Source organism: Streptomyces sp. NBC_00038 (genome assembly GCF_026343635.1).
Taxonomy (GTDB): domain Bacteria; phylum Actinomycetota; class Actinomycetes; order Streptomycetales; family Streptomycetaceae; genus Streptomyces.
On the sequence record NZ_JAPELQ010000001.1, the window covers coordinates 3,185,154 to 3,208,275 of the forward strand.

The following is a 23,122-nucleotide window of genomic DNA, read 5'->3' on the forward strand; positions in this document are numbered from 1 at the left end:
GATCCGTAGCGTCGTACCCATCGCACGGACAGGATGGCCAAGGGGGAGAAGCGATGGCGTGGACGTGGAAGAGGAACTGCAAGACGGTCACCCTGCGGAAGTCCGGGGAGCCCGGAGCCGACGAGATGGGCCTGCCGCCCGGCGGCTTCGCGATGCTGCCGTGGCTGCTGATGGGTATGGGCGCGTTCTCCAACCTCGTCCAGGGCAAGACGCCGAACCCCTGGATCGGCGGTCTGGGTCTGTTCGCCTTCAACTCCCTCTACATCCATGTGGTGTTCCGCGCCTTCGCGAAGGAGTGGCGCCAGGCCCGCTCCACCCGGGTCGCGCTCGTCCTGATGGGACTGCTGACCTGCGGTCTCGCCATCGGGTACGGCGACTCCTGGCTGTGGTTCTTCCCGCTGCTCGGCCTCGCCGTGGGCTCGGTGGTCCGCGGCAAGCTCCTGGGCCGCCTCGCCGTCGGCCTGAGCGTGCTCGCGGGGACCATCGGCTGGTTCCACGAGGGCTGGACCGCGGTGAACATCGCGTACGGCACCTTCCTGTCCACCGCGGTGACCGCCGCGATCCTGTCCCTCTCCGACGCGGTACGGGAACTGCGCGCCGCCCGTGAGGAGTTGGCGCGCCGCGCGGTCGAGAAGGAGCGGCTGCGCTTCTCCCGCGACCTGCACGATCTGCTCGGCCACACGCTCTCGGTGATCGTGGTGAAGTCGGAGGCGGCCCGCCGGCTGGCCCACCGCGACCTGACCGCGGCCCTCGTCCAGGTCACGGACATCGAGTCGGTCGGCCGCCAGGCCCTCACGGAGATCCGCGAGGCGGTCACCGGCTACCGCGAGGGCAGCCTCGCCACGGAGCTGGACGGCGCCCGCTCGGTGCTGTCCGCCGCGGGAGTCGAGCCGGCCGTCCGCCGGTCGGGCACACCCCTGGCGCCCCAGACCGAGGCACTCCTCGGCTGGGTGGTCCGCGAGGCCGTCACCAACGTCGTACGGCACAGCGGCGCCGCCCGCTGCGACATCACCGTCGACGGCACCCCCGAACGCGTCCGCCTGACCGTCACCGACGACGGCACCGGCGCCTCCTCCACCCATCAGGAGCCCGTCGCGGGCACCGGACTCAAGGGCCTCAAGGAACGGCTCGCGGCGGCCGGGGGCTCGCTGGAGGCGGGACCGGGTTCGCGGGGCGGGTTCACGGTGTCGGCCGAGCTGCCGGTGGATCCGGAAGAGCTGAGGGATCCGCTGAGGGATCCAGGAGAATCACAGCTGGTCGGTCACCGGGGGTGAGCCCAGAACTCCGCCAGCGACCCCGGCCCATACTCTGACCCCGTGAACGAGATGCCCCGGGATCACCGGCCCGCCAAGTCCATTCGCGTCCTGCTCGCGGAGGATCAGGGAATGATGCGGGGTGCGCTCGCTCTGCTGCTGGGGATGGAGGCGGACATCCAGGTGGTGGCGCAGGTGTCGGCGGGGGACGCGATCGTGGACGCGGCTTTGACGCACCGGCCCGATGTGGCGCTGCTGGACATCGAGTTGCCGGGGATGAGTGGTCTTGACGCGGCGGCCGAGCTGCGCGACCAGGCGCCCGACTGCCGGGTGCTGATCCTCACGACTTTCGGCCGCCCCGGGTATCTGCGGCGGGCCATGGAGGCGGGGGCCGCGGGCTTCCTCGTCAAGGACGGCCCCGTGGAGGAACTCGCCCAGGCGATCCGGCGCGTGCTGACCGGTGAGACCGTCATCGACCCCGCGCTCGCCGCGGTCGCGCTGAGCGCCGGGCCCAATCCGCTCACCGCCCGCGAGTGCGACGTACTGAACGCCTCGGCGGACGGCGCCACCGTCGCCGACATCGCCACCAAACTCCACCTCTCCGAGTCGACCGTCCGCAACTACCTCTCCGCCGCGATCGGCAAGACGGCCACGCGCAACCGCATGGAGGCGATGAGGGAGGCCCGGCAGCAGGGGTGGCTCTGACACGCCGGGTTCGGGAGCGCCCTTCAGGGGCGCGGGGCTGTGTCCATATGCGGCTCCGCCGCGTGGGCGCGACCAGCCACAGCGGACCCGCAGCCGACACACACGACAGCTCCTAGTCCCGCGGCAACCCAAGAATCCGCTCAGCAACAACATTCAACTGAACCTGCGTCGTGCCACCGGCGATAGTCAGACACCGGGAGAGCAGAAAGCCGTGCACAGCCCGCTCCCCCGCCCCCTCGCACAACGCCCCCGCAGGCCCAAGGAGTTCGAGCCCCACCTCGGCAACCTTCTGCCGATGCACCGTCTGGATCAACTTCCGCACCGAGGCCCCCGCCCCCGGCTCCACCCCCGAAACCTGCCGCAGAGTCGTCCGCAGCCCAATGCAGGCCAACGCGTGCCCCTCGGCGATCAGTGCGCCGAGGCGCCCCGCGTCCACCCCGTCCCCGCGGGCGATCAACGCTTCAAGCCCCGCCCCGAAGTCCAACTGGTCGGCCATGTGCACCCGTTCGTTGCCCAGGGTGTTACGGGCGACCCGCCAACCGTCGTCGACCTCGCCGACGACCGCGTCCGCGGGAAGCAGCACGTCGTTGAAGTAGACCTCGTTGAAAAGGGAGTCGCCGGTGATCTCCTTCAGTGGGCGGATGTCGATGCCGTCGGTGTTCTTCATGTCGACGACGAAGTAGGTGAGCCCTCGGTGCTTGGGGGCGGCCGGATCCGTCCGCGCGAGGAGGATCCCGTGGTCCGCCCAGCGCGCCGAACTCGTCCACACCTTCTGCCCGTTGACGCGCCAGCGCCCGTCGGCGGTCCGCTCGGCGCGGGTGCGCAGCGACGCGAGGTCGGACCCGGCGTCCGGCTCCGAGAAGAGCTGGCACCAGAGGAGGTCCCCGCGCAGGGTCGGCAGGAGATAGCGCTCCTTCTGCCGGTCGCTCCCGTACGCGACGAGGGAGGGTACGACCCAGGTGGCGATGCCCAGACCGCTGATCCGCACGTCCGCCGCCGCCAACTCCTGCTGCACGGCGAGCTGTTGAACGGGGCCGGCGCCGAGCCCGTACGGCGGTGGCAGGTGCGGGGCGGCGTATCCGGTGGGTGCGAGGAGCCGTCGTACGGCCGCGGGATCGAGTCCGTGCGCGGCCCCGATGGCCTCCCGCGCCTGCGCCCGGTACGCGGACGCCTCCTCAGGCAGCTCCAGACGCAGTTCCCGCCTTACGCCGTCCCGCGCGAGCCCGGCCGCCCGCCGCAGGTGTCCGTCGCCGGGCCCGAGCAACTGCCGAGCAACCAGGGCTCGTCGCAGATACAGGTGGGCGTCGTGCTCCCAGGTGAACCCGATCCCGCCGAGGATCTGCACGCAGTCCTTGGTACAGGAGTACGCGGCGTCGAGGGCGACTCCGGCCGCGAGGGCGGAGACCGACTCCCGTACGCCGTCGGGCTCCTGGGAGGCCCGCGCCGCGTCCCAGGTGAGCGCCCGCGCCTGCTCGACCCGTACGAGCATGTCGGCGCACAGGTGCTTCACGCCCTGGAAGCGGCCGATGGGGTGGCCGAACTGTTCGCGGACCTTGGCGTACTCGGCGGCGGTGTCCAGCGCCCACGCGGCGGTACCGCAGGCGTCCGCCGCGAGGACGACGGCGGCGAGGTCGCGGACCAGCGCCGAGCCGGTGTCGAGGACCCGGTCGGCGGGGACCCGCACCCCCTGGGCCCGGACCTCGGCGGTCGCCCGCGTCGGATCGGCGCTCTCGTGGGGACGTACGAGGAGATCGGCGGCGTCCACCGTCACCCAGACCGTTTCACCCCCGGGCCGGGTGGCCGCCAGGACCAGCAGATCCGCGTCGGCACCCGACAGCACGGGCGGCGCCGTCCCGTCGAGCACGAACCCCTCGTCCACGGCCACGGCGGTCAGCGACCCCGCGCCCAAGGCCACGGCCCCGATCCGCGACCCCTCCCCCAAGGCCCGGACCAGCCCGTACGCCCCCGCCCGGGCCAGCACCACCGACGCCAGCACGCTCGCGGCGTACGGCCCCGGTAACGCGCCCCGCGCGGCCTCCTCGACGACCACGGCGAGATCGACGAGGCTCCCGCCCCCACCGCCGTACGCCTCCGGAAGGTGCACGGCGAGCAGTCCCTGTGCGGCGAGTCCGTCCCAGTAGGGGGGTCTGCCGCTTGCCGGCGCGTCGAGCAGTTTGCGGATCTCCTCGGGCGGCGCGGCCCGCGCGATCCAGCCGCGTACCGCTTCGGCCAGTTCCCGCTGCTCCGGCGTGATCCCGATGCCGACGCCGCCCATGCGTGCCTCCCCAAGGACCCGGACCCAGGGTTTTCCCCCGAGGTGCGCGCAAGACTAGAACACGTTCCATTCTGACGGTAGGTCAGATCCTCATGACTAGGTCAAGAATTCGTTAGCAGGCCGAAGCATCGGAATAGTTGCCCGGGCACACCGGGTTCACCTTGCACGTATCCCGCACGGATCACCCCCCGCTCACCCTTCGAGCAACCCCTCTTTCTTCGGCCTGGAGGCCTCACGTAATGACGCACACGACGACAGAACAGCCCACGCGGAGGCCGAGCGGCGCGATCGTGCCGGTGCTCGCCTTCGCGGGCATCGTTGTCGCGGTGATGCAGACCCTGCTGGTGCCGGTCATCAAGGACCTGCCGGAGCTGCTCGGCACCGCGCCCAGCAACGCCACCTGGGTGATGACCTCGACCCTCCTCGCGGGAGCCGTGGCCACCCCGATCATGGGCCGCCTCGGTGACCTGTACGGCAAGCGGCGCATGCTGATCCTGAGCCTGTCCGTGATGGTCGTCGGCTCACTGATCGCCGGTTTCACCAGCCAGCTGCTCGTGATGATCGTCGGCCGTTCCCTGCAGGGCTTCGCCATGGGCGCGATCCCGCTCGGCATCGGCCTGATGCGCGACATGCTGCCCCGCGAGAAGCTCGGCTCGGCGATGGCCCTGATGAGCTCCTCGATCGGCGTCGGCGGCGGACTCGCGCTGCCGCTCGCGGCCCTGGTCGCGCAGCACGCCGACTGGCACGCCCTCTTCTTCCTCGCCGCGGGCCTGGGCACCCTCTCGATCGTCCTCACCCTCGTCGCCGTACCGGAGTCCCCGATGCGCGCCAAGGGCACCTTCGACGTCCTCGGCGCGATAGGACTCTCCGCGGGCCTCATCCTCTTCCTGCTGCCGATCACCAAGGGCAGCGACTGGGGCTGGACCTCGGTCACCACGCTCGGCCTGTTCGGCGCCGCGGCCGTCGTCCTCCTCCTGTGGGGCGTGATGGAGCTGCGCGTGAAGGCCCCGCTGGTGGACCTGCGCACCACCGCCCGCCGCGCGGTGCTCTTCACCAACCTCGCCTCGATCATGGTCGGCGTCGCCTTCTACGCCGTCTCGCTCGTCCTGCCGCAGCTGCTCCAGCTGCCGAAGTCCACCGGCTACGGCCTCGGCCAGTCGATGGTCGTCGCGGGCCTGTGCGTGGCGCCGCTCGGCCTGACGATGATGTTCACGGCGCCGGTGTACGCCAAGATCTCCGCGAAGTACGGCCCCAAGGTCACCCTGATCCTCGGCATGCTGATCATCGCGATCGGCTACGGCGCGGGCCTCGGCCTCATGAGCGCCGCCTGGCAGACCATCGTCATCGCGGTCGTCCTGGGCGCCGGCATCGGCCTCGCGTACTCCTCGCTCCCCGCGCTGATCGTCGGCGCAGTGCCCGCCTCGGAGACCGGTGCGGCCAACGGCCTCAACACCCTGATGCGGTCGATCGGTACATCGGTGTCCAGCGCCGTCATCGGCATGGTCCTTGCCAACACCGCGAACAACGTCGGGGGCGTCGCCGTCCCCACCATGCACGGCTTCCGGGTCTCCTTCCTGATCGCCACGGGCGCCGTCGCCATCGGCCTGCTGATGGCCCTCTTCCTCCCCCGCGGGCGCCCGGCGACCGCGCCGCAGCTGCGCGCCAGCAGCGAGGAGGACGCCGCCCTCGAGCGGGCGCAGGAGATTCTCGGCGGCTTCCGCGGCCGGGTCCTCGACGCCGGCGGCGACCCCGTCGCCCGCGCCAAGGTCACCCTCATCGACCGGCGCGGCCGCCAGGCGGGCGCGACCCTGTCCGCGGAGGACGGCAGCTACGTGCTCGCCGTACCCGCCGAGGGCCCGTACGTCCTGGCCGCCAAGGCCTCCGGCCACGGCCCGCTCGCCTCGTCGGCGACGCACGCCGGGGACGAGCGTGCGGTCGACGTGGACCTGGCGCTGCCGGTCGAGGCCGTTCGGGCCTGAGCTGTGTGTTCTGTGCACCCCCGTCGCCCAGGCGACGGGGGTGTTGGTGCACCATGGGGCGCCCACACACACGTACGCCCTGTTCCGTACTGCTCCCATGGAGGAACCCCATGCCCGCGGCACCCAAGCCGGAGATTCTCGCCGCCTTCGAGGCCGCCAAGGGGTTCATGCCCACGGGTGAGGGGCTCGCGCTGTACGAGGCCGCCGTCGAGGCGGGCCGGCTGGGGCTGCCGCTCCTGGAGGTCGGCACCTACTGCGGACGCTCCACGATCCTGCTCGCCGACGCGGCGCGCGACGCCGGGGTCACGGCGATCACGGTCGACCACCACCGCGGCAGCGAGGAGCAGCAGCCGGGCTGGGAGTACCACGACCCGGCGACGGTCGACCCGGAACTCGGCCTCATGGACACACTCCCCACCTTCCGCCGCACCCTCCACAAGGCGGGCCTGGAGGACCACGTGGTCGCGGTCGTCGGCCGCTCGCCGCAGATCGCCGCCTTCTGGGGCACCCCCCTCGGCCTCGTCTTCATCGACGGCGGTCACACCGACGAGCACGCGTCCGGCGACTACGAGGGCTGGGCACCGCACGTCGCCGAGGGCGGGCTGCTGCTGATCCACGACGTGTTCCCGGACCCGGCGGACGAGTTCACCGGGCAGGCTCCGTACCGCGTCTACCTGCGGGCTCTGGAGTCCGGTGCGTTCACGGAGGTGTCGGTGACGGACTCCCTGCGGGTGCTGCGGCGTACGGGGCCGGGTATCTGAAGCGGCTGAGGCAGGGCCCGCCCGGCGGAAAATGGCTGGAGGCGGGCGCGGCCCCCGTGTTCACTTGGGCCGCATGATGCCTGCCGACCGACTGCTGGCCTTCGCGGCCATGTCGTTCCTGCTGATCGTGATACCCGGCCCCAGCGTGCTGTTCGTGATCGGGCGGGCGCTGGCTCAGGGGCGCCGTGCCGCGCTGACGACGGTCGTGGGGAACACGCTCGGGGCCTGCGTGCTCGTCGTGGCGGTGGCGCTCGGGGTCGGGGCCGTGGTGGAGCGCTCGGTGCTCGTCTTCACGGTGCTGAAGCTGGCGGGCGCCGCGTACCTGGTGTACCTCGGCGTCAAGGCGGTGCGGCAGCGGCGCTCGCTGCAGGCCGCGTTCACCGGTGACGGTCCCACGCGCGGCGGTCTGCGCACGCTGTGGGAAGGGTTCGCGGTCGGCGTGGCCAACCCCAAGACCATGGTGTTCTTCGCCGCCGTACTGCCTCAGTTCGTCGACCGGAGCCAGGGGCACGTCAGCGCTCAGATGCTGCTGCTCGGGCTGGTCTTCAATGTCATCGCGGTGGTTTTCGACAGCGCCTGGGGACTGGTGGCGGCCGGCGCGCGGAGCTGGTTCGCCAACTCGCCGCGGCGGCTCGCACTGGTCGGCGGTGTCGGCGGGCTCACGATGATCGGCCTGGGTGTGACGGTCGCCGCGACGGGCCGCAAGGAGTAGACGCGCAGGCTCGCGCGCCGTCCCCGGCACCCTGCGGACTGCGCGGAACGCCGCCCCGTAGGGTGGCACCCGTGTCGTACGTAGGCCCTGACTTCGATCCTCCCCAGCCGCGCCGCTCCCGGCGCGGGCCGCTGACCGTCGCGGTCGCCGCGCTGGTTCCGGGTGCACTGGCCGGGTGGCTGGTGTGGCAGGCGGTGGCCGACGACTCCGGCGGCGGTTCCGCCCCGCAGCAGGCGCGGGGGGCGACCTCCTCCGCGGCCGGGTCACCGACGGCGTCGAGCACCGGCGCGAGCGACAGCAAGGAATCGAGCCCCACGTCGTCCGCACCCGCCGCCCCCACCCCCCTCAAGGGCAAGGTCGTCGTCATCGACCCCGGGCACAACCCGGGCAACTTCCAGCACACTGCCGAGATCAACCGCAAGGTGGACATCGGCACGAACTCGAAGGAGTGCGACACCACGGGCACGGCGACCAACGCGGGTTATACGGAGGCTCAGTTCACGCTCGACGTGTCCCGACGGCTGCGTACGATCCTCCAACAGCAGGGCGCCACGGTGAAGTTCACCCAGAACGGCGACCGTTCCTGGGGCCCGTGCATCGACGAGCGTGCCGAGATCGGCAACAAGGCGCACGCCGACGCGGTCGTCTCGATCCACGCCGACGGCGCGGGCGCCGGCCAGCGCGGCTTCCACGTGATCCTTCCCGGGACCGTCCACGACGGCGCCGCCGACACCCGTCCGATCGTCGCGACGTCCCGTGATCTCGGCGAGCGCATCGCGGGCAACTTCGCCCGCGAGACCGGCACCGCGCCCTCCAACTACATCGGCGACGGCACCGGCCTCGACGTCCGCACGGATCTCGGCGGTCTCAATCTGTCAACGGTTCCCAAGGTGTTCATCGAGTGCGGCAACATGCGCGACAGCCAGGACGCTGCCCGGCTGACCAGCGGGGCTTGGCGGCAGAAGGCCGCAAGTGGGATCTCTGATGGAATCATGAGTTTTCTGCGCGAGTGACGATCAGTGCGTCGAACCCGGCGGACACCCTGATGAGGCGGGCGATAGTGTCGTCCTTACGATGAGGGGCCACCCCCGCGCTTCACACCAGGGCCTTACGGCGGCATGGTGGCAGCGACGCCTCCACCGATGACGAGACGACTGACGAAGGACCGACTGAAGTGAATATCCGCTCCCTCACTCGAGGCGACGGCGTGGTGATCGGAGCAGCGGTATTGCTCTTGATCGCCTCGTTCCTCGCGATCTACTCCATCGACGGGGCCCCCGACAACTACGAGATCCCGAATGCGTGGCAGAGCGGGCCGTTGTTGATGGGCGTCGTCTTCGCGGGCATCATCGGTGCCGCGTTGATCATTGTGTCCCATGCCCTTCCGCAGCCTCCCAAGGTCGCCGGCCTGGACCTCGGCCCGTTCGGCGTGGCGTTCACGGTCTTCGCCGCCTGGAGCGCGCTGGGGAACATCTTCGACCCGCTCGGCGGCACCGACAACGTCGGTAACGCCTCGGACAGCGGTGTCGACGCCGGCATCGGCCTGATCCTCATCGTCATCGCCACCCTGGTCCTCGCCGGTGCGGCCGTCGCGACTCCCCTCGTCCCGGCCCTGAAGGGCGCGCTCCTGCCCGCCCCCAAGCCCGCCGCGCCCCAGCCCTACGGCGGTCAGCCGCAGGGTGGTTACGGCTACCCGGGCGCCCAGCAGCCCGGCCAGCCCTACGGCGCGCAGCCGCAGCAGGGCCAGCCGTACGGCGGTCAGCCGAGCCAGCCGCAACAGGCGCCTGCCCCACAGATGCAGCAGCCGGCCGGGGACTTCTCCCCGTTCTGGTTCGCCGTGCCGGTGCCGCGTCCGCTGTACGCGGAGGACGGTTCGCCGACGCCGATCGCCGAACTGGCGCCGGGCACCTGGTACCTGGCCGTCGAGCAGCGCGGCCCGAGCCTGGTGGCGCAGACGCAGGACGGCCGTCGCGGTGTTCTGCAGGACACGTCGGGGATCCAGCGCGGCTGACACGCGCGTTCCGGTCATCCCGCACGGCCCCTCGCCCTTTCGGGCGGGGGGCCGTTGTCGTACGCTCGATCCGCCTATATCTGACGCACCGTCAGAACCCGGCGTCTGGAGGAGACATGCGGCTCGGTCTCGCACTCGGCTACTGGGGACGCGGACCCTCCGCCGACCACGTACCGCTCGCGCAGGAGGCGGAGCGCCTCGGCTACCACTCCGTGTGGACCGCCGAGTCCTGGGGCTCCGACGCCTTCACGCCGCTGACCTGGATCGCCGCGCAGACGTCAAGGATCAAGCTGGGGACGGCGGTTGCGCAGATGGCGGCCCGCTCCCCCACCACCACCGCGATGCACGCGCTCACCCTCGACCATCTCTCGGGCGGGCGCATGATGCTGGGCCTCGGCCTTTCGGGGCCGCAGGTCGTCGAGGGCTGGTACGGGCGCCCGTTCCCGAAGTCGCCGCTGACCGCGACCCGGGAGTACGTCGATGTCGTACGCCAAGTCCTCAGGCGTGAAGCCCCCGTCGAGCTGGACGGGCGCTTCCACTCCCATCCCTACCGGGGCCCGGACGGCACCGGTCTCGGCAAGCCGCTCAAGCCCATCACGCATCCTTTGCGGGCCGAACTGCCCGTCCTGCTGGGCGCCGAGGGCCCGAAGAACATCGCGCAGACGACCCGGATCGCGGACGGGTGGCTGCCGCTGTACTGGTCGCCGACCCGTCCGCAGGCGTACGAGGCCTCACTGACCGAGTTGCCCGAGGGCTTCCTCATCGCCCCCATGGCGCGCGCGCACGTCTGCGACGACCTCGCCGAAGGGCTGCTGCCCGTGAAGGCGATGCTCGGCTTCTACATCGGCGGGATGGGGCACGCGGCCCGCAACTTCCACGCCGATCTGATGGCGCGGATGGGCTTCGAGGAGGAGGCCCGGCGCGTCCAGGAGCTGTTCCTCGCCGGGCGCCGCGAGGAGGCCGTACTCGCCGTGCCCGACGCTTTCGCGGACGACATCTCGCTCGTCGGCCCGCGTGAACGCATCGCCGAGCGGCTGGAGTTGTGGCGGAAGGGGCCGGTGACCGACCTGCTGGTGCTCTCGACCGACCCGCACACACTCCGGGTACTCGCCGAGCTCAACTCCTGACCTCTCGGCTCAACTCAACTCAACTCGGCTGGGCTCAACTCAGCTGAATATGGCAACCGCGTCGACCGTCAGCTCCCGGTGACCGAGACGAACTCCGGTACGACGGCGTAAGGTGCCCCCTCCCTACCTGCAACCGACCAGGTCACAAGGTCACATGAGGTGACACCTGCCGCCGGACACGACAGTGCGCGGGTTGCCGCCGATTCAGGACACGCCGAGCTGCGAGGCGATGACGGTGTACTCGGGGTAGTGGTCGAGCCGCTTGATCTTGCCGTGCGCGAGTTCGAACACGTCGGCGCAGGGGGCGTCTATGCGCTTGCCGGTCGGGGGGATGGTGCGGCTGGGCGTCACCAGCGGGCCGAGGTGGGTGCCCTGTAGGCGCAACTGCACGAAGACCATGTTGCCGGACACGAAAAACCGCTCAAGCACACGGTGGATGTCGGGGAACGCCTTCGCGTAGTCCGCGATCGGCTTGTCGAGCGTGTTGCCGACGTAGGTGAAGGGGACCGACACGTCGGTGAAGGTCCCGTCCTCGGTGAACAACGCTGTCCAGCCAGGGATGTCCACGTCGTCGGCGATCTGATAGGCACGGCGAACGATGCTCTCGTTGTGGTGCCCCGTGGACTCTCCCTGGGAGTCGGCGGCGGCAGCCGGCTCGGCGAGGATACCGCCGGCCACGGCAGCGAGCGCCGGGATGGCCGCGATCTTCGCCGACCCGGCCAGGAACGAACGACGGTTCACTTGAGAATCGAAATCAGGCATGCTCGGTACTGCCTTTCACGATGGGCTTTGGGCGGACACAAGTGGCTCTGATCAGGGCCGGGGCTGCGGGTGCAGCCGCCGTCGGTGGCGTACGAACTCGACGTCGTCGCCGGTGCGGAACGGCACCGTGCCGACGATGTCTTCGGGCACGACGGTGCGCTGCCGTGTCAGGCCGGCACGCCGAGCTGCCGGAGCCTGACGGTGCCCATCGGGTAGCAGTCGAAGCGCTTGATCTTGTCGCCGACGATTTCGATCATGTCCAGGGTGGGGACGTCGACGCGCCTGCCGGTCGGTTGGAGGATGCCGCTGGCCGTCCGGAACGGGCCCAGGTGGGTGCCTTGCAGTCGCAGCTCCACCATGACCATGTTTTTGCCGACCACGTAGACCCGCCGAAGCTCGCGGTGCATGTCGGGGAACGCAGCGGCGAGACTCTCGACCATCGTGCCGAGCTCGGCGCCGCGGTAGGTGATGGGGACCGTCATCATGTTGAAGGTCCCGTCCTCGGTGAACGTGTCTATGAAACCGGCGGCGTCCACCACTTCGGCAAGTTCATAGGAACGGCGAGCGATCTTCTCATTGGGGTGCATTTCCAGTCCTCCTGGTTCACACGGCCGTTACCACCCGCAGGTGGAGCCGGCACACGAGGGATTCGAGCTCCGCCTTCACACCAATGACTTTAACACTCAAGTCATAGATTGAAACAAGGCTGCCGTTGCGGCAGTTGGGCGGCCTGGGTCCGAACGCGGGTCAAACACTCGAGCCGCATGGCGGGGGCGCGGTGGGGGCTGCGCCGCCGTCAGGGCGCGGGCCCCGCCGCGGAGTCAGGGCGAGGCAACTGCCCGGTGCGCGACCGGCGCGTTCAGCGTGCGGGGGAGTCGATGCGCCGCACGATGCGCTCGGCATCCTGGCCGAGTCGGCGCAGGCGCTCACCGGAGAGGTTGTCCACCACGAGCTGCCGAACATGGGCCACATGGCCGGGCGCCGCCGATTCCAGCTTCCTCACGCCGTCAGGCAGGAGGATGGCGTTGGTGAAGCGCCCATCACCCGGGCCCGGTTCACGCCGGACGTAGCCACGGTTTTCCAGTCGTTTCACCAGGTGCGACAGCCGGGACAGTGAAGTGCTGGTGCGCTCGGCCAGCACACTCATGCGCAAGGTCCGCTCAGGGGCCTTGACCAGCATGGCCATGGTCATGTACTCGACCATGCTCAGCTCGGCGTCGCGCTACAGCTGTGCGTCCAGGGCCCAGGGGAGTTGGGCCATCAGGCGGGCCACCGACATCCATGACGCCAGTTCGGCCGACGTGAGCCACATGTCGGCGCGCTCGTCCGCCTGCGGCGACGTGTCGGAGGTGGACATTTCGAGAGCGCATCAGGGCCGCCGGACACGGGATGGGGGCTCGGATCACTTGAATCTTCATGTGATTCAGGCGTAGACTTCGAACGTTGAATATTGAATGTCTTGGTTGCCTGGGGCCGGCAGGGTGGCAGCAACAGCTTTCGGTGACCCGATGGCCATCGGTGACGCCGCGCCCGTACCGCTCTCCCCCAGGTCCCCGCGCGGAGAGGAAGCGCATCGTGAGCGCACTGCTGACACCCAGGGTGGACGTACGGCGGGCCGGCCGCCGGTCGGCAAGCAAACTGTCCTGGCTCCAATCCAAACACTCGTTCTCCCTCGGTACCCAGCAGCCGGATCCGACCAACACGCACCACGGTCTTCCGCTGGTCAACAACGAGGATCTGGTGCAGCCGGGTACGGGCTTCGACACGCACCCGCATCGGGACATGGAGATCGTCACCTGGGTACTTCAGGGCTCGCTCGTCCACCAGGATTCCAGCGGCCACTCCGGCGTGGTCTACCCCGGTCTGGCCCAGCGAATGAGCGCCGGCACCGGCATCCTGCACTCGGAGAAGAACGACTCCTACCGGCTGGCCGGCGAACGTCCCACCGACCCGGTGCACTTCATCCAGATGTGGGTCCTGCCCGACGAGCCCGGCGTCACGCCGGGCTACGAACAGCTGGAAATCGACGGCGAGTTGCTGACCGGGGGGCTGGTCACGGTGGCGTCCGGCATGGACAAGCACGAGAACGCCAGCGCCATCCGGATCCAGAACCGGCATGCCGCGCTGCACGTCGCACGGCTGCGCCCCGGTCAACATGTGATGCTGCCCGAGGCACCGTACCTGCACCTGTTCACAGCCCGCGGCTCTGTGGACCTGGAGGGCACCGGCAAACTCAACGAGGGCGACGCGGTGCGTTTCACGGCGACGGGCGGGCACCGGGTCAGCGCCACCGAGCCCGCCGAGATCCTCGTGTGGGAGATGCACGCCACCATCGCCATGTGACCGGGAGCGTGGAGTGGCCGGCGTCACCCGGGGCCGGCGACCGCGCCACTTGAGCGAACCCGTACGGGTTTCATCCAGGATTCGCGGGCAACCCGGAGGGCATGGCCCCTGAGAATCGTTCCAACCCGGCGGGGACGGTCATCGCGCTCGTCGCGAATGCGATGGCCGTCATCATCGGTCTCTGGATCATCATGTATCTAATGGACGCGAACCGCGCCAACGACCTGGTGCAGTTCGTTCACGACGTGGCGGCGTGGCTTGCGGGCTGGTCCCGCGACCTGTTCACGTTCGACGAGGAATGGGCTCGCGTCGTCGCGGGCTACGGCCTCGCAGCCATCGTCTACCTCTTCGTCGGCCACGCCGTCGCCAACCGGATGCACCGGCGCTGAAACCCCGCGGACCTGGACCCCTACTGGCTACTGGCAGCAGTCGGGGTCCAGGCCCGTCGGAAGGCGTTCGCCGCTGAAGACGGCGCAGGTGGGTTCGTCGCCGCCCAGTGCGGCGACGGCCAGCAGGAGCGAGCCTGCTGTCCAGCTGGTGAGTTCCTCGGGCCAGATGGCCTGGTCCTCGAAGACGTAGCCGGTCCAGTACAGGCCGCTCTTCGGGTCGCGCAGGTGCTGGATGGACTGGAGGATCTCCAGGGCGCGGTCGGATTCGCCCACGGCCCAGAGCGCCAGGGCCAGTTCGGCCGATTCGCCGCCGGTCACCCACGGGTTGGGGACCACGCAGCGGACGCCGACTCCGGGGACCACGAAGCGGTTCCAGCCCTCCTCGATACGGGACTTGGCCTCGGCGCCGGTCAACGCGCCGCCGAGCACCGGGTAGTACCAGTCCATCGAGTAGCGGTCCTTGTCGAGGAACCGCTCGGGGTGCCTGCGGATCGCGTGCCGCAGCGCGCCCACCGCCAACTCCCAGTCGGGCTGCGGCTCTTCACGCTGTTCGGCGATCGCGAGCGCGCAGCGCAGCGCGTGGTGGATCGACGAACTCCCGGTCAGCAGCGCGTCGTCGACGGCCCGGCCGTCGGCCTCGCGCTTCCAGCCGATCTGCCCGCCGGGCTGCTGGAGCCGGAGCACGAACTCCATCGCCGCGTAGACGTTCGGCCACATCCGGTCCAGGAACGCGTCGTCGCCCGTCGCGAGATAGTGGTGCCAGACGCCCACCGCGATGTACGCGCAGAAGTTGGTCTCCAGGCCGCGGTCGGTGACGTCCTCGAAGTCCCCGTCGGCGTAGGCCGCGTACCAGGAGCCGTCCTGGTTCTGGTGGCGCGCGAGCCACTCGTAGGCGCGCTCAGCCGCCTCGTGCTCCCCCGCCGCGTCCAACGCCATGGCCGCCTCGGTGTGGTCCCACGGGTCCAGGTGATGTCCGCGGTACCACGGGATGGCACCGTCCGGGCGCTGCACCGCGAGGATCCCGCGCACCGTGGCGGCAGCCTGCTCGGCGGTGAGGACCCCGGGCAGGACGAGGTGTTCTGTCCGGGGAGTCGTCACGAAGCGTCCACCGCGGCGGAGTCGACGGGCAGGTGGGGCTTGGTCGCGTACGCCACGAAGCTCTTGCCGATCAGCGGGTTCAGCGCGTTCTCCGCGACCCGGGTGGCGAGCGGTTTCTTCATGATGTCCCAGACCAGGAGCTTGTGGTACGCCCGCACGGGCAGCGCCTTGTCGTTGTCGACGCCGAACGCGCACTTCAGCCACCAGTAGGGGCTGTGGAGGGCGTGCGCGTGGTGGGTGCCGTACGGCCGGAGGCCGGCTTCCTTGATCTTGCTCAGCAGTTCGTCCGCCTTGTAGATGCGGATGTGGCCGCCCTCGACCTCGTGGTACGCGTCGGACAGCGTCCAGCAGACCTTCTCGGGCCCGTAGCGCGGGACGGTGATCGCGATGCGGCCGCCCGGCCTGAGGACCCGGACCATCTCCGCGAGTACGCCCTTGTCGTCCGGGATGTGCTCCATGACCTCGGAGATGATCACGACGTCGAAGGACTCGTCGGGGAACGGCAGCGCGAGGGCGTCGCCCTCCATGGCCGTCGCGGTGGCCCCGGCCGGCGCCTCGCCCGCCTCCTTCATCGCCTCGAACCACTTGGCGACCTCGCGGATCTCCTCGCCGTTCTGATCCAGCGCCACTACCTGGGCACCGCGCCGGTAGCACTCGAACGCGTGCCGGCCGGCACCGCATCCGAGGTCCAGTACGCGGTCGCCCGGGGCGAGCGGGAACCGGGAGAAGTCGACGGTCAGCACGTGGCCCTGCTTTCGCGATCGGGGGCGGGATCTGTTGAGGCCGCGGAGCGGCCGGGAGGCTGGGGCGCGGAGCGGTGAGGGCTTGGCGGTTCGCCCACGGAGAGAGTGGCTTCGGCCGCGGAGCGGGTCATTGCCTCGCGGTACCGGGTCACCGTGCCCTCGGCGGCTCGGGCCCAGGTGAAGCGGGCCAGTACGCGCGCGCGGCCGGCGGAGCCCAGGCGGGCCCGGAGTTCCGGGTTGCCCAGGACTCGGCTCAGGGCGGCGGCCAGTGCGCCCGAGTCGCCGGGGGGCACGGCGAGGCAGGTTTCGCCGTCGGGGCCCGCGACCTCCGGGATGGCCCCGCCGGTGGTGGCCACGAGCGGCGTGCCCGTCGCCATCGCCTCGGCGGCGGGGAGGGAGAACCCCTCGTACAGGGAGGGCACACAGGCGACCTCGGCCGACCGTACGAGGTCGACGAGTTCGGCGTCGGAGATCCCCTTGACGAACTCGACGGCGCCTTCGAGGCCGTACCGCTCGATGGCCTGGGCGACGGGCCCGTCCTCGGCACGCCTGCCGACGACGACGAGGTGCGCGCCCGGGTGCTCGGTGCGCACCTTCGCGAGCGCCTCGACGAGGAAGACGAGCCCCTTGAGCGGCACGTCCGCGCTGGAGGTGGTGACGATCCGGCCCGGCACCTGCGGCACCGCGGGATCCGGCGAGAAAAGGTCGGTGTCCGCGCCGATGTGCACGACGTGGATGCGGTCGTCGCGTACGCCGAGGTGTTCGACGATCTCCTGGCGTGAGGTACCGGAGACGGTGAGCACGGACGGCAGGCGGCGCGCGACCCGCTTCTGCATGCGCGTGAAGGCGTACCAGCGGCGCACGGACATCCGCCGCTTCCAGCCCTCGGCGGCGTCCAGCTCCAACTGCCGGTCGACGGTGATGGGGTGGTGGATGGTGGTGACCAGCGGGGCACCGACATCGCCCAACAGCCCGTATCCCAGCGTCTGGTTGTCGTGGATGACGTCGAACTCGCCGCGCCGGGCCCGGAGATGGTGGCGGGCGCGCAGCGAGAACGTCAGCGGCTCGGGAAAGCCGCCGGTCCACATCGTGCCGACCTCCAGCGCGTCGACCCAGTCCCGGTACTCACCGCGCCTGGGGGTGCGAAAGGGGTCGGGCTGGCGGTACAGGTCGAGGCTGGGCAGCTCGGTGAGGCTCAGGGCGGGCAGGCCTTCGTCCAGCACCGGATAGGGCTGGGAGCCGATGACCTCGACATGGTGTCCGAGTCGGGCGAGCTCGCGCGAGAGGTGTCGTACGTACACACCCTGGCCGCCGCAGAACGGGTTCCCCTTGTACGTGAGGAGCGCGATGCGCAACGGTCGTTCGCCGTCGGCGGCCGCACCCTCCCCGGGGCCCGCCTCCATGGCCTCAGCGGTCACTCTCGGCCCCCTTCTCCCTGCACTTTCCCGCGAGATTACGCCGGGACGCTAATCTAGAACAAGTTTCAGACTTGATCGTTCAAGGAGCATTGAATCTACCGGCAGGTAGCGCCGCTGTGAGCGGTGGATCAGGTGATTCACGCCACGACGAGGTGGCATGGTCGCCCGGTCCGCACCGCGGTCGAATACGCTGCTGCGCCGACTCGTCGCTCCTCTCGCTGATGTCACGGAATGTCACGGAACGGGAACCATGCCTGCGGAAGCCAAGGCGGACACGAACAGCGCGCGACCGGGCTCGGGATCCGCCGCGCCGCACCCCCCGCGCACCACCACGCACTCCACCGAGTTCCCCGCCTCTCCCCCGCTCACCGAGCGGCAGGAGGCGCGCCGCCGCAGGATCCTGCACGCGAGCGCGCAACTGGCCAGCCGGGGCGGCTTCGACGCGGTGCAGATGCGCGAGGTCGCGGAGTCCTCGCAGGTCGCCCTCGGCACCCTCTACCGCTACTTCCCGTCGAAGGTCCATCTGCTGGTCGCCACCATGCAGGACCAGCTGGAACACATGCACGGCACCCTGCGCAAGAAGCCGCCGGCCGGGGACACGGCCGCCGAGCGCGTCGCGGAGACCCTGATGCGGGCCTTCCGCGCCCTGCAGCGCGAGCCCCACCTCGCCGACGCCATGGTCCGCGCGCTCACCTTCGCGGACCGCAGCGTCAGCCCCGAGGTCGACCAGGTCTCCCGGATGACCACGGTGATCATCCTCGACGCGATGGGCCTCGACGACCCCACCCCCGCCCAGCTCTCCGCCGTCCGCGTCATCGAGCACACCTGGCACTCGGCCCTCATCACCTGGCTCTCCGGCCGAGCCTCCATCGCCCAGGTCAAGATCGACATCGAGACGGTCTGCCGCCTGATCGACCTCACGGACCCACGTGACCAGCACTGACCGGGCTACTCCTCTGGCGGGAACACCGGCTCCCCGCTCCCCAGCAGTGTGATCATGATCGCCTCCACCGGGCACCCCTCCGCCGCCTCCAGGATCTTCTCGTTGGCGTCGGTCTCCGGGTCGGCCGGGTGGGACTGCATGCCGGTGTCGAGGCGGAACGCGTCCGGGGCGAGGTGGACGCACTGGGCCGAGCCGATGCAGAGGGAGCGGTCGACCTCGATCTGCCAGCGGTCGCCCATTGCTACGCCTCCCAGCCGGCCGGCAGGTGGATCATCTTGTGCTCCAGGAACTCGCTGAGGCCCTCGGGCCCGAACTCCCGCCCCAGCCCTGAGTTCTTGTAGCCGCCGAAGGGGCCGAGCATGTCGAGGCTGAAGGTGTTCACGTTGTACGTGCCGGTACGGACCCCGCGGGCGAACTCGATGCCGTGCCCGACGTCGGCCGTCCACACGCTGCCGCTCAGCCCGTAGTCGGAGTCGTTGGCGATCTTCAGCGCCTCGTCCTCGTCACCGTAGGGAAGGAGGCAGATCACCGGGCCGAAGATCTCTTCGCGGGCGATCCGCATGGAGTTGTCGACGTCGCCGAAGAGGGTCGGCTCGACGTACCAGCCGCGGTCGAGACCGGGCGGACGGCCGCCGCCGGTGAGGACCTTGGCGCCCTCCTCCTGGCCGATGCGGATGTAGTCGAAGTTCCGCTGCTGCTGCCGCTTCGCGACCAGCGGGCCGACCTGGGTCGCCGGGTCCAGCGGGTCGCCGACGACCAGCGCGCTCGCCGCCGCGGCGAAGGCGTCCGCGAACTCGTCGTAGCGCGAGCGGGGCAGCAGGATGCGGGTCTGGGCGACGCACGCCTGCCCGTTGTTCATCCAGGCCGCCCCGACGATCCCGGGGACGGACGTCGCGATGTCCGCGTCCGGCAGGACCACCGCCGCCGACTTGCCGCCCAACTCCAGTGTCACGCGGGTGAGATTGCGCGAGGCGACCTCCATCACGCGCCTGCCCGCCCCGACGGACCCGGTGAAGGACACCTTGTCGATCCCGGGGTGCCCGACCAGGTACTCGCTCACCTCGCGGTCCGCCGGGAGGATCGACAGGACGCCCTCCGGCAGCCCGGCGTCCTTCGCGATCTCCCCCAACAGATAGGCGTCCAGGGGTGATTCGGGCGACGGCTTGAGTATGACGGTGCAGCCGGCGAGGAGCGCGGGGGCGAGCTTGGCGGCCGCCACGAACTGCGGCACGTTCCACGGGACGACGGCCGCGACCACGCCCACCGGCTCCCGCCGCACGAGGATCTTCCCGAGGACCCCGTCGCGCGTCTCCTCGTACGTGAAACCGCGCGCGACCGTGATCGCCGCGTCCCACACCATCATCGCGCCGAGGGCCTGCGCGAGGACGCTCCAGGAGTACGGGGAGCCGTTCTCGGAGGAGATGACGCGGGCGATCTCCTCGTGGCGTACGGCGATCCCGTCCTTGATCCGGCTCACCACCTCCACCCGCTCGTCGAGGCTCATCCGCGGCCAGGGCCCCTCGTCGAAGGCCTGCCGCGCGACGGCGACGGCCCGGTCGACGTCCGCCGTCGACGCGTGCGGGACGCGTCCGATGACCTCTTCCGTGTGCGGCGAGATCACCTCGATGACGTCCTTGCCCAGCGGGTCCGTCAACTCCCCGCCTATGAACAGCTGTCCGTGTTCCACGAGCTCGGTCATGGCCGACTGCCTCTCCGGGGACGTTCCCTGACGGTTCATCAGATATGGAAACTGATACCAGTTCCACTCGGAGGAGTCCACGGCCCTCACACCACTTCGCCACACCTTCCGGATCTCCCCGGCTCTACGATGATCAAGTCAAGGGGAGGTAAACGGGGATGGCGAACAGCAGTGGGCGGGGCCGCCGGTGGGCGATCGCCGTGGCGGTTGTGGCACTCACCGTCTGCGGCGCCGGGTGGGCCGTTTCGGCGAACGGAGAGGCGCAGCACCCCGGGGTGTCCAGCCAGACGGCGACGCCCGCCACCCGGGACGAGATGATCCGCGACTGGGGCGAGACGCTCACAGAGCACGGGGAGCAGCTTCCCGACACCTCGAAGATGAGCACCGCGGAGATCCGGACGGGCTGGCAGCGGGCCATCGTCCAGTACGCGGAGCCTGCCGACATGCCGACCGTGTACCCGTGCGAAGGCCTGAAGGTTCTGTTCGACCCGGACTGCTGGTAATCGGCAACTCCCGTCAAGCCACGGCGGGTTGAGCACCTCCACCGCGCATCACCCGTCACTCGCCACGCGTCACTCCTCACGCACCACCCGACATCCATCACGCGGCATCCATCCTGCGTGCGATATGTCATGCCCGCGTCACAAATAAAGGACAAGGCAGATGAAACTCAAGCTCCTGACCACCACCGCGGCCTGTACCGCCGTACTGCTGGCAGGCCTGGTCGCCCCGGCCTCGGCGGCAGCCCCGGCGGCGACCCCGTCCGGCGTCGGCGTCGACGTCGAGACCAAGTCGCCCGAGGAGGTCCTGGCCTACTGGACCCCTGAGCGGATGAAGAGAGCACTCGCCGCCCCCGAGCGGCTGCCCTCAGTGCCCGCCGGGAACGTCAAGAGCGAGCGGGCCCTCGCGGGCACGTCCGCCGCCGACGCCGAGCATGTCACCGCTTCCGCCGACGCGGTCCAGCCCGCCGCCGGAGCCGCATCGCCCACCCTCGCCACCGTCTCCTCCACCGTCTCCACCCAGGCGGCAGCGGCCGCCGACATCGCAGTCGCCCAGGACGTCCCGGCCTCCACCTCCATCCCCAACGTCGTCGTGGGCAAGCTCTTCTACACCGAACCCGACGGCAGCCCGGGCGCCTGCTCCGCGTCGGTGATCGTTTCGGACACCGCGAACACCATCTGGACCGCGGCCCACTGCGTCCACCTGGGCGACGGCAGCGGGGACGCGGGTTGGTTCAGCAACTTCCAGTTCATCCCGGGCTACAAGGACGGCCAGGAGCCGTGGGGCGTCTGGGTCGCGGACCGGGAGTACGCGCCCACCGAATGGCTGGAGGAGGGTGACAGCGAGGAGTCCGACATGGCCGCCGTGGTGCTGTCCCCGAGCGACACGTACGGCAACATCCAGGACAACATCGGCGCGCTGGGCTACCAGTTCGGCTCCGTCACCGACTACGACGAAGCGTTCACCGTCGGCTACCCGGGCGAGGGCTACAACCGCACCGACATGGACGGCGAGCAGATGATGTACTGCTTCGGCAACACCGAGGACGCCTCGTCGCTGAACCCTCTGGACGACAGGCTGAAGATGGACTGCGACATGGGCAAGGGCGCCAGCGGCGGCCCGATGTTCATCGGCGCACTGAGTTCCAATCCGCAGATCGTCGGCGCCAACAGCCACTACGAGTCGGACGCCACCACGGATGAGCGCCTCGACGACGACCTCTTCTCCTCCACCCACGACGCCAACGCGGTGGCGGTCATCAACGCGGTCAACGACAGCGCCTGACCCATTGCCCGCACCCGTCAGGTGACTTGGGCTCCCATTGGAACTGGTTCTAGTTATAGTGGCCGGAACCGGCGACAGGGGAGCCCATGACGAAGGTGACCGACCACGGCGGGGGCGTACGGTCCATCGAGGTCCCCATCCCCGACAATCCCCTCGGGCACACGCTCGTGTACGTCGTCGACAACGACCGCGGCCCGGTCCTGATCGACACCGGCTGGGACGACCCCACCTCCTGGGACACCCTCGCCGAAGGGCTCACCGCCTGCGGCACCTCGGTCGCCGACGTGCACGGCGTGGTCATCACCCACCACCATCCCGACCACCACGGCCTGTCGGGCAGGGTGCGGGAGGCTTCCGGGGCGTGGCTCGCGATGCACGCCGCGGACGCCGCGATCGTACGGCGGACGCGGGAGAACCGGCCCGAGCGGTGGTTCGCGTACATGACGGCGAAGCTGACGGCGGCGGGGGCGCCCGAGGAACACGTGGCACCCCTGCGCGGCGCCCGCTCCAGCACCTTCCCCGGCTTCTCCCCCGCGCTCCCCGACCGCGAGATCGTCCCCGGCGAACTCCTCGAACTGCCCGGCCGCCGCCTCCGCGCGATCTGGACCCCCGGCCACACCCCCGGTCATGTCTGCCTCCACCTGGAGGAGACCCACCCGGCCCAACTCCCGGGCAACGGCCGCCTGTTCTCCGGCGATCACCTGCTCCCGCAGATCACTCCGCACATCGGCCTGTACGAGGATCCGGACGACGCCACCGTCACCGACCCGCTCGGCGACTACCTCGACTCCCTGGAGCGAGTCGGCCGTCTCGCCCCCGCGGAGGTCCTCCCGGCCCACCAGCACGCGTTCGCCGACGCCCCTTCCCGTGTAGGGGAGTTGCTCACCCACCACGAGGAACGCCTCACCGGCCTCCTTACGCTCCTCTCCGTCCCGCTCACCCCCTGGCAGCTCGCCGAGCGGATGGAATGGAACCGGCCCTGGGATCAAATCCCCTACGGATCGCGGAACATCGCGGTGTCGGAGGCCGAGGCCCATGTGCGGAGGCTGGTGAAACTGGGGCGGGCGGAGGCGGTGACGGGCAGCGATCCGGTGACGTACGTCGCCGTGTAGCCGCCAC

General features: G+C 70.2%; 24 protein-coding genes. 14 read left to right on the forward strand and 10 right to left on the reverse strand.

Annotated features, from left to right (window positions below; translation table 11 throughout):
* The first annotated feature begins 53 nt into the window (after positions 1-53).
* Both OG219_RS14590 and OG219_RS14595 read left to right on the forward strand, forming a co-directional pair.
* Entirely contained in the window at positions 54-1,274 is a 1,221-nt protein-coding gene (locus OG219_RS14590; RefSeq protein WP_266826609.1) for a sensor histidine kinase, read from the forward strand.
* Positions 1,275-1,325: 51 nt separating this feature from the next.
* Positions 1,326-1,958: a response regulator transcription factor gene (locus tag OG219_RS14595; RefSeq protein ID WP_266836095.1), complete on the forward strand. Its 633-nt coding sequence runs from the start codon at positions 1,326-1,328 to the stop codon at positions 1,956-1,958.
* A 112-nt stretch (positions 1,959-2,070) separates the two neighbouring features.
* Here the strand turns inward: OG219_RS14595 and OG219_RS14600 are convergent, their stop codons facing one another.
* Positions 2,071-4,233 carry an acyl-CoA dehydrogenase gene (locus OG219_RS14600; protein WP_266826611.1) on the reverse strand — a complete coding sequence of 721 codons (2,163 nt, stop codon included), beginning with the start codon at positions 4,231-4,233 and terminating at the stop codon, positions 2,071-2,073.
* Between the two features lie 239 nt (positions 4,234-4,472).
* Here OG219_RS14600 and OG219_RS14605 point away from each other — a divergent pair, with 239 nt between their 5' ends.
* The 6 genes from OG219_RS14605 to OG219_RS14630 all read left to right on the forward strand — a co-directional run bounded on the left by OG219_RS14605 (position 4,473) and on the right by OG219_RS14630 (position 10,823).
* Positions 4,473-6,212, forward strand: coding sequence for an MFS transporter (locus OG219_RS14605; protein ID WP_266826613.1), 1,740 nt, complete (start codon positions 4,473-4,475; stop codon positions 6,210-6,212).
* Between the two features lie 110 nt (positions 6,213-6,322).
* Entirely contained in the window at positions 6,323-6,973 is a 651-nt protein-coding gene (locus OG219_RS14610) for a class I SAM-dependent methyltransferase (protein WP_266826615.1), read from the forward strand.
* Between the two features lie 73 nt (positions 6,974-7,046).
* Positions 7,047-7,685: a LysE family translocator gene (locus OG219_RS14615; RefSeq protein WP_266826617.1), complete on the forward strand. Its 639-nt coding sequence runs from the start codon at positions 7,047-7,049 to the stop codon at positions 7,683-7,685.
* Between the two features lie 71 nt (positions 7,686-7,756).
* Positions 7,757-8,698 carry an N-acetylmuramoyl-L-alanine amidase gene (locus OG219_RS14620; RefSeq protein ID WP_266826619.1) on the forward strand — a complete coding sequence of 314 codons (942 nt, stop codon included), beginning with the start codon at positions 7,757-7,759 and terminating at the stop codon, positions 8,696-8,698.
* Positions 8,699-8,859: 161 nt separating this feature from the next.
* Positions 8,860-9,696 (forward strand): DUF5336 domain-containing protein, encoded by an 837-nt coding sequence (locus OG219_RS14625; protein ID WP_266826621.1) that lies wholly within the window; start codon positions 8,860-8,862, stop codon positions 9,694-9,696.
* Between the two features lie 116 nt (positions 9,697-9,812).
* Positions 9,813-10,823 (forward strand): LLM class F420-dependent oxidoreductase, encoded by a 1,011-nt coding sequence (locus OG219_RS14630; RefSeq protein ID WP_266826623.1) that lies wholly within the window; start codon positions 9,813-9,815, stop codon positions 10,821-10,823.
* Between the two features lie 204 nt (positions 10,824-11,027).
* On the opposite strand, the gene OG219_RS14635 is transcribed toward OG219_RS14630, so the two are convergent.
* The 4 genes from OG219_RS14635 to OG219_RS14650 form a co-directional block, all read right to left on the reverse strand.
* Positions 11,028-11,564, reverse strand: a complete 537-nt coding sequence (locus OG219_RS14635; protein WP_266826625.1) for a nuclear transport factor 2 family protein — start codon at positions 11,562-11,564, stop codon at positions 11,028-11,030.
* A 188-nt stretch (positions 11,565-11,752) separates the two neighbouring features.
* Positions 11,753-12,172 (reverse strand): ester cyclase, encoded by a 420-nt coding sequence (locus OG219_RS14640; protein WP_266826627.1) that lies wholly within the window; start codon positions 12,170-12,172, stop codon positions 11,753-11,755.
* Between the two features lie 272 nt (positions 12,173-12,444).
* Positions 12,445-12,789, reverse strand: coding sequence for a MarR family winged helix-turn-helix transcriptional regulator (locus OG219_RS14645; protein ID WP_266826629.1), 345 nt, complete (start codon positions 12,787-12,789; stop codon positions 12,445-12,447).
* An 18-nt stretch (positions 12,790-12,807) separates the two neighbouring features.
* Positions 12,808-12,942, reverse strand: coding sequence for a hypothetical protein (locus OG219_RS14650; RefSeq protein WP_266826631.1), 135 nt, complete (start codon positions 12,940-12,942; stop codon positions 12,808-12,810).
* A gap of 218 nt (positions 12,943-13,160) precedes the next feature.
* On the opposite strand from OG219_RS14650, the gene OG219_RS14655 reads away from it, so the two are divergent.
* Together OG219_RS14655 and OG219_RS14660 are read left to right on the forward strand one after the other, a co-directional pair.
* Complete coding sequence (locus tag OG219_RS14655; RefSeq protein WP_266826633.1) at positions 13,161-13,928, forward strand: pirin-like bicupin family protein; 768 nt, start codon at positions 13,161-13,163, stop codon at positions 13,926-13,928.
* Between the two features lie 101 nt (positions 13,929-14,029).
* Entirely contained in the window at positions 14,030-14,317 is a 288-nt protein-coding gene (locus OG219_RS14660) for a hypothetical protein (protein ID WP_266463580.1), read from the forward strand.
* A 27-nt stretch (positions 14,318-14,344) separates the two neighbouring features.
* Here OG219_RS14660 and OG219_RS14665 read toward each other — a convergent pair whose 3' ends face one another.
* Genes OG219_RS14665 through OG219_RS14675 form a run of 3 tightly spaced genes read right to left on the reverse strand, consistent with a single transcriptional unit; the run spans position 14,345 to position 17,576 of the window.
* Positions 14,345-15,415 carry a prenyltransferase/squalene oxidase repeat-containing protein gene (locus tag OG219_RS14665; RefSeq protein WP_266826635.1) on the reverse strand — a complete coding sequence of 357 codons (1,071 nt, stop codon included), beginning with the start codon at positions 15,413-15,415 and terminating at the stop codon, positions 14,345-14,347.
* Positions 15,412-16,158 carry a class I SAM-dependent methyltransferase gene (locus OG219_RS14670; protein ID WP_266826637.1) on the reverse strand — a complete coding sequence of 249 codons (747 nt, stop codon included), beginning with the start codon at positions 16,156-16,158 and terminating at the stop codon, positions 15,412-15,414. The genes OG219_RS14665 and OG219_RS14670 overlap by 4 nt, the downstream gene beginning before the upstream one ends.
* A complete protein-coding gene (locus tag OG219_RS14675) occupies positions 16,152-17,576 on the reverse strand; it encodes a glycosyltransferase family 4 protein (protein WP_266826639.1) in 1,425 nt (474 codons plus the stop codon). Before OG219_RS14675 ends, OG219_RS14670 begins: the two co-directional genes overlap by 7 nt.
* 250 nt (positions 17,577-17,826) lie before the next feature.
* Between OG219_RS14675 and OG219_RS14680 the strand changes: the two genes are divergently transcribed.
* A complete protein-coding gene (locus OG219_RS14680; RefSeq protein WP_266826641.1) occupies positions 17,827-18,519 on the forward strand; it encodes a TetR family transcriptional regulator in 693 nt (230 codons plus the stop codon).
* Between the two features lie 5 nt (positions 18,520-18,524).
* Here the strand turns inward: OG219_RS14680 and OG219_RS14685 are convergent, their stop codons facing one another.
* Together OG219_RS14685 and OG219_RS14690 are read right to left on the reverse strand one after the other, a co-directional pair.
* Entirely contained in the window at positions 18,525-18,758 is a 234-nt protein-coding gene (locus OG219_RS14685) for a ferredoxin (protein WP_266826643.1), read from the reverse strand.
* 2 nt (positions 18,759-18,760) lie between these two features.
* Positions 18,761-20,218: an aldehyde dehydrogenase gene (locus OG219_RS14690; protein ID WP_266826645.1), complete on the reverse strand. Its 1,458-nt coding sequence runs from the start codon at positions 20,216-20,218 to the stop codon at positions 18,761-18,763.
* Between the two features lie 158 nt (positions 20,219-20,376).
* Between OG219_RS14690 and OG219_RS14695 the strand changes: the two genes are divergently transcribed.
* From OG219_RS14695 to OG219_RS14705, 3 genes are all read left to right on the forward strand, one after another.
* Positions 20,377-20,721 (forward strand): hypothetical protein, encoded by a 345-nt coding sequence (locus OG219_RS14695; protein WP_266826647.1) that lies wholly within the window; start codon positions 20,377-20,379, stop codon positions 20,719-20,721.
* 160 nt (positions 20,722-20,881) lie between these two features.
* Positions 20,882-22,003: a serine protease gene (locus OG219_RS14700; protein ID WP_266826649.1), complete on the forward strand. Its 1,122-nt coding sequence runs from the start codon at positions 20,882-20,884 to the stop codon at positions 22,001-22,003.
* A gap of 86 nt (positions 22,004-22,089) precedes the next feature.
* Complete coding sequence (locus tag OG219_RS14705) at positions 22,090-23,115, forward strand: MBL fold metallo-hydrolase (RefSeq protein ID WP_266826651.1); 1,026 nt, start codon at positions 22,090-22,092, stop codon at positions 23,113-23,115.
* Positions 23,116-23,122: the final 7 nt, after the last annotated feature.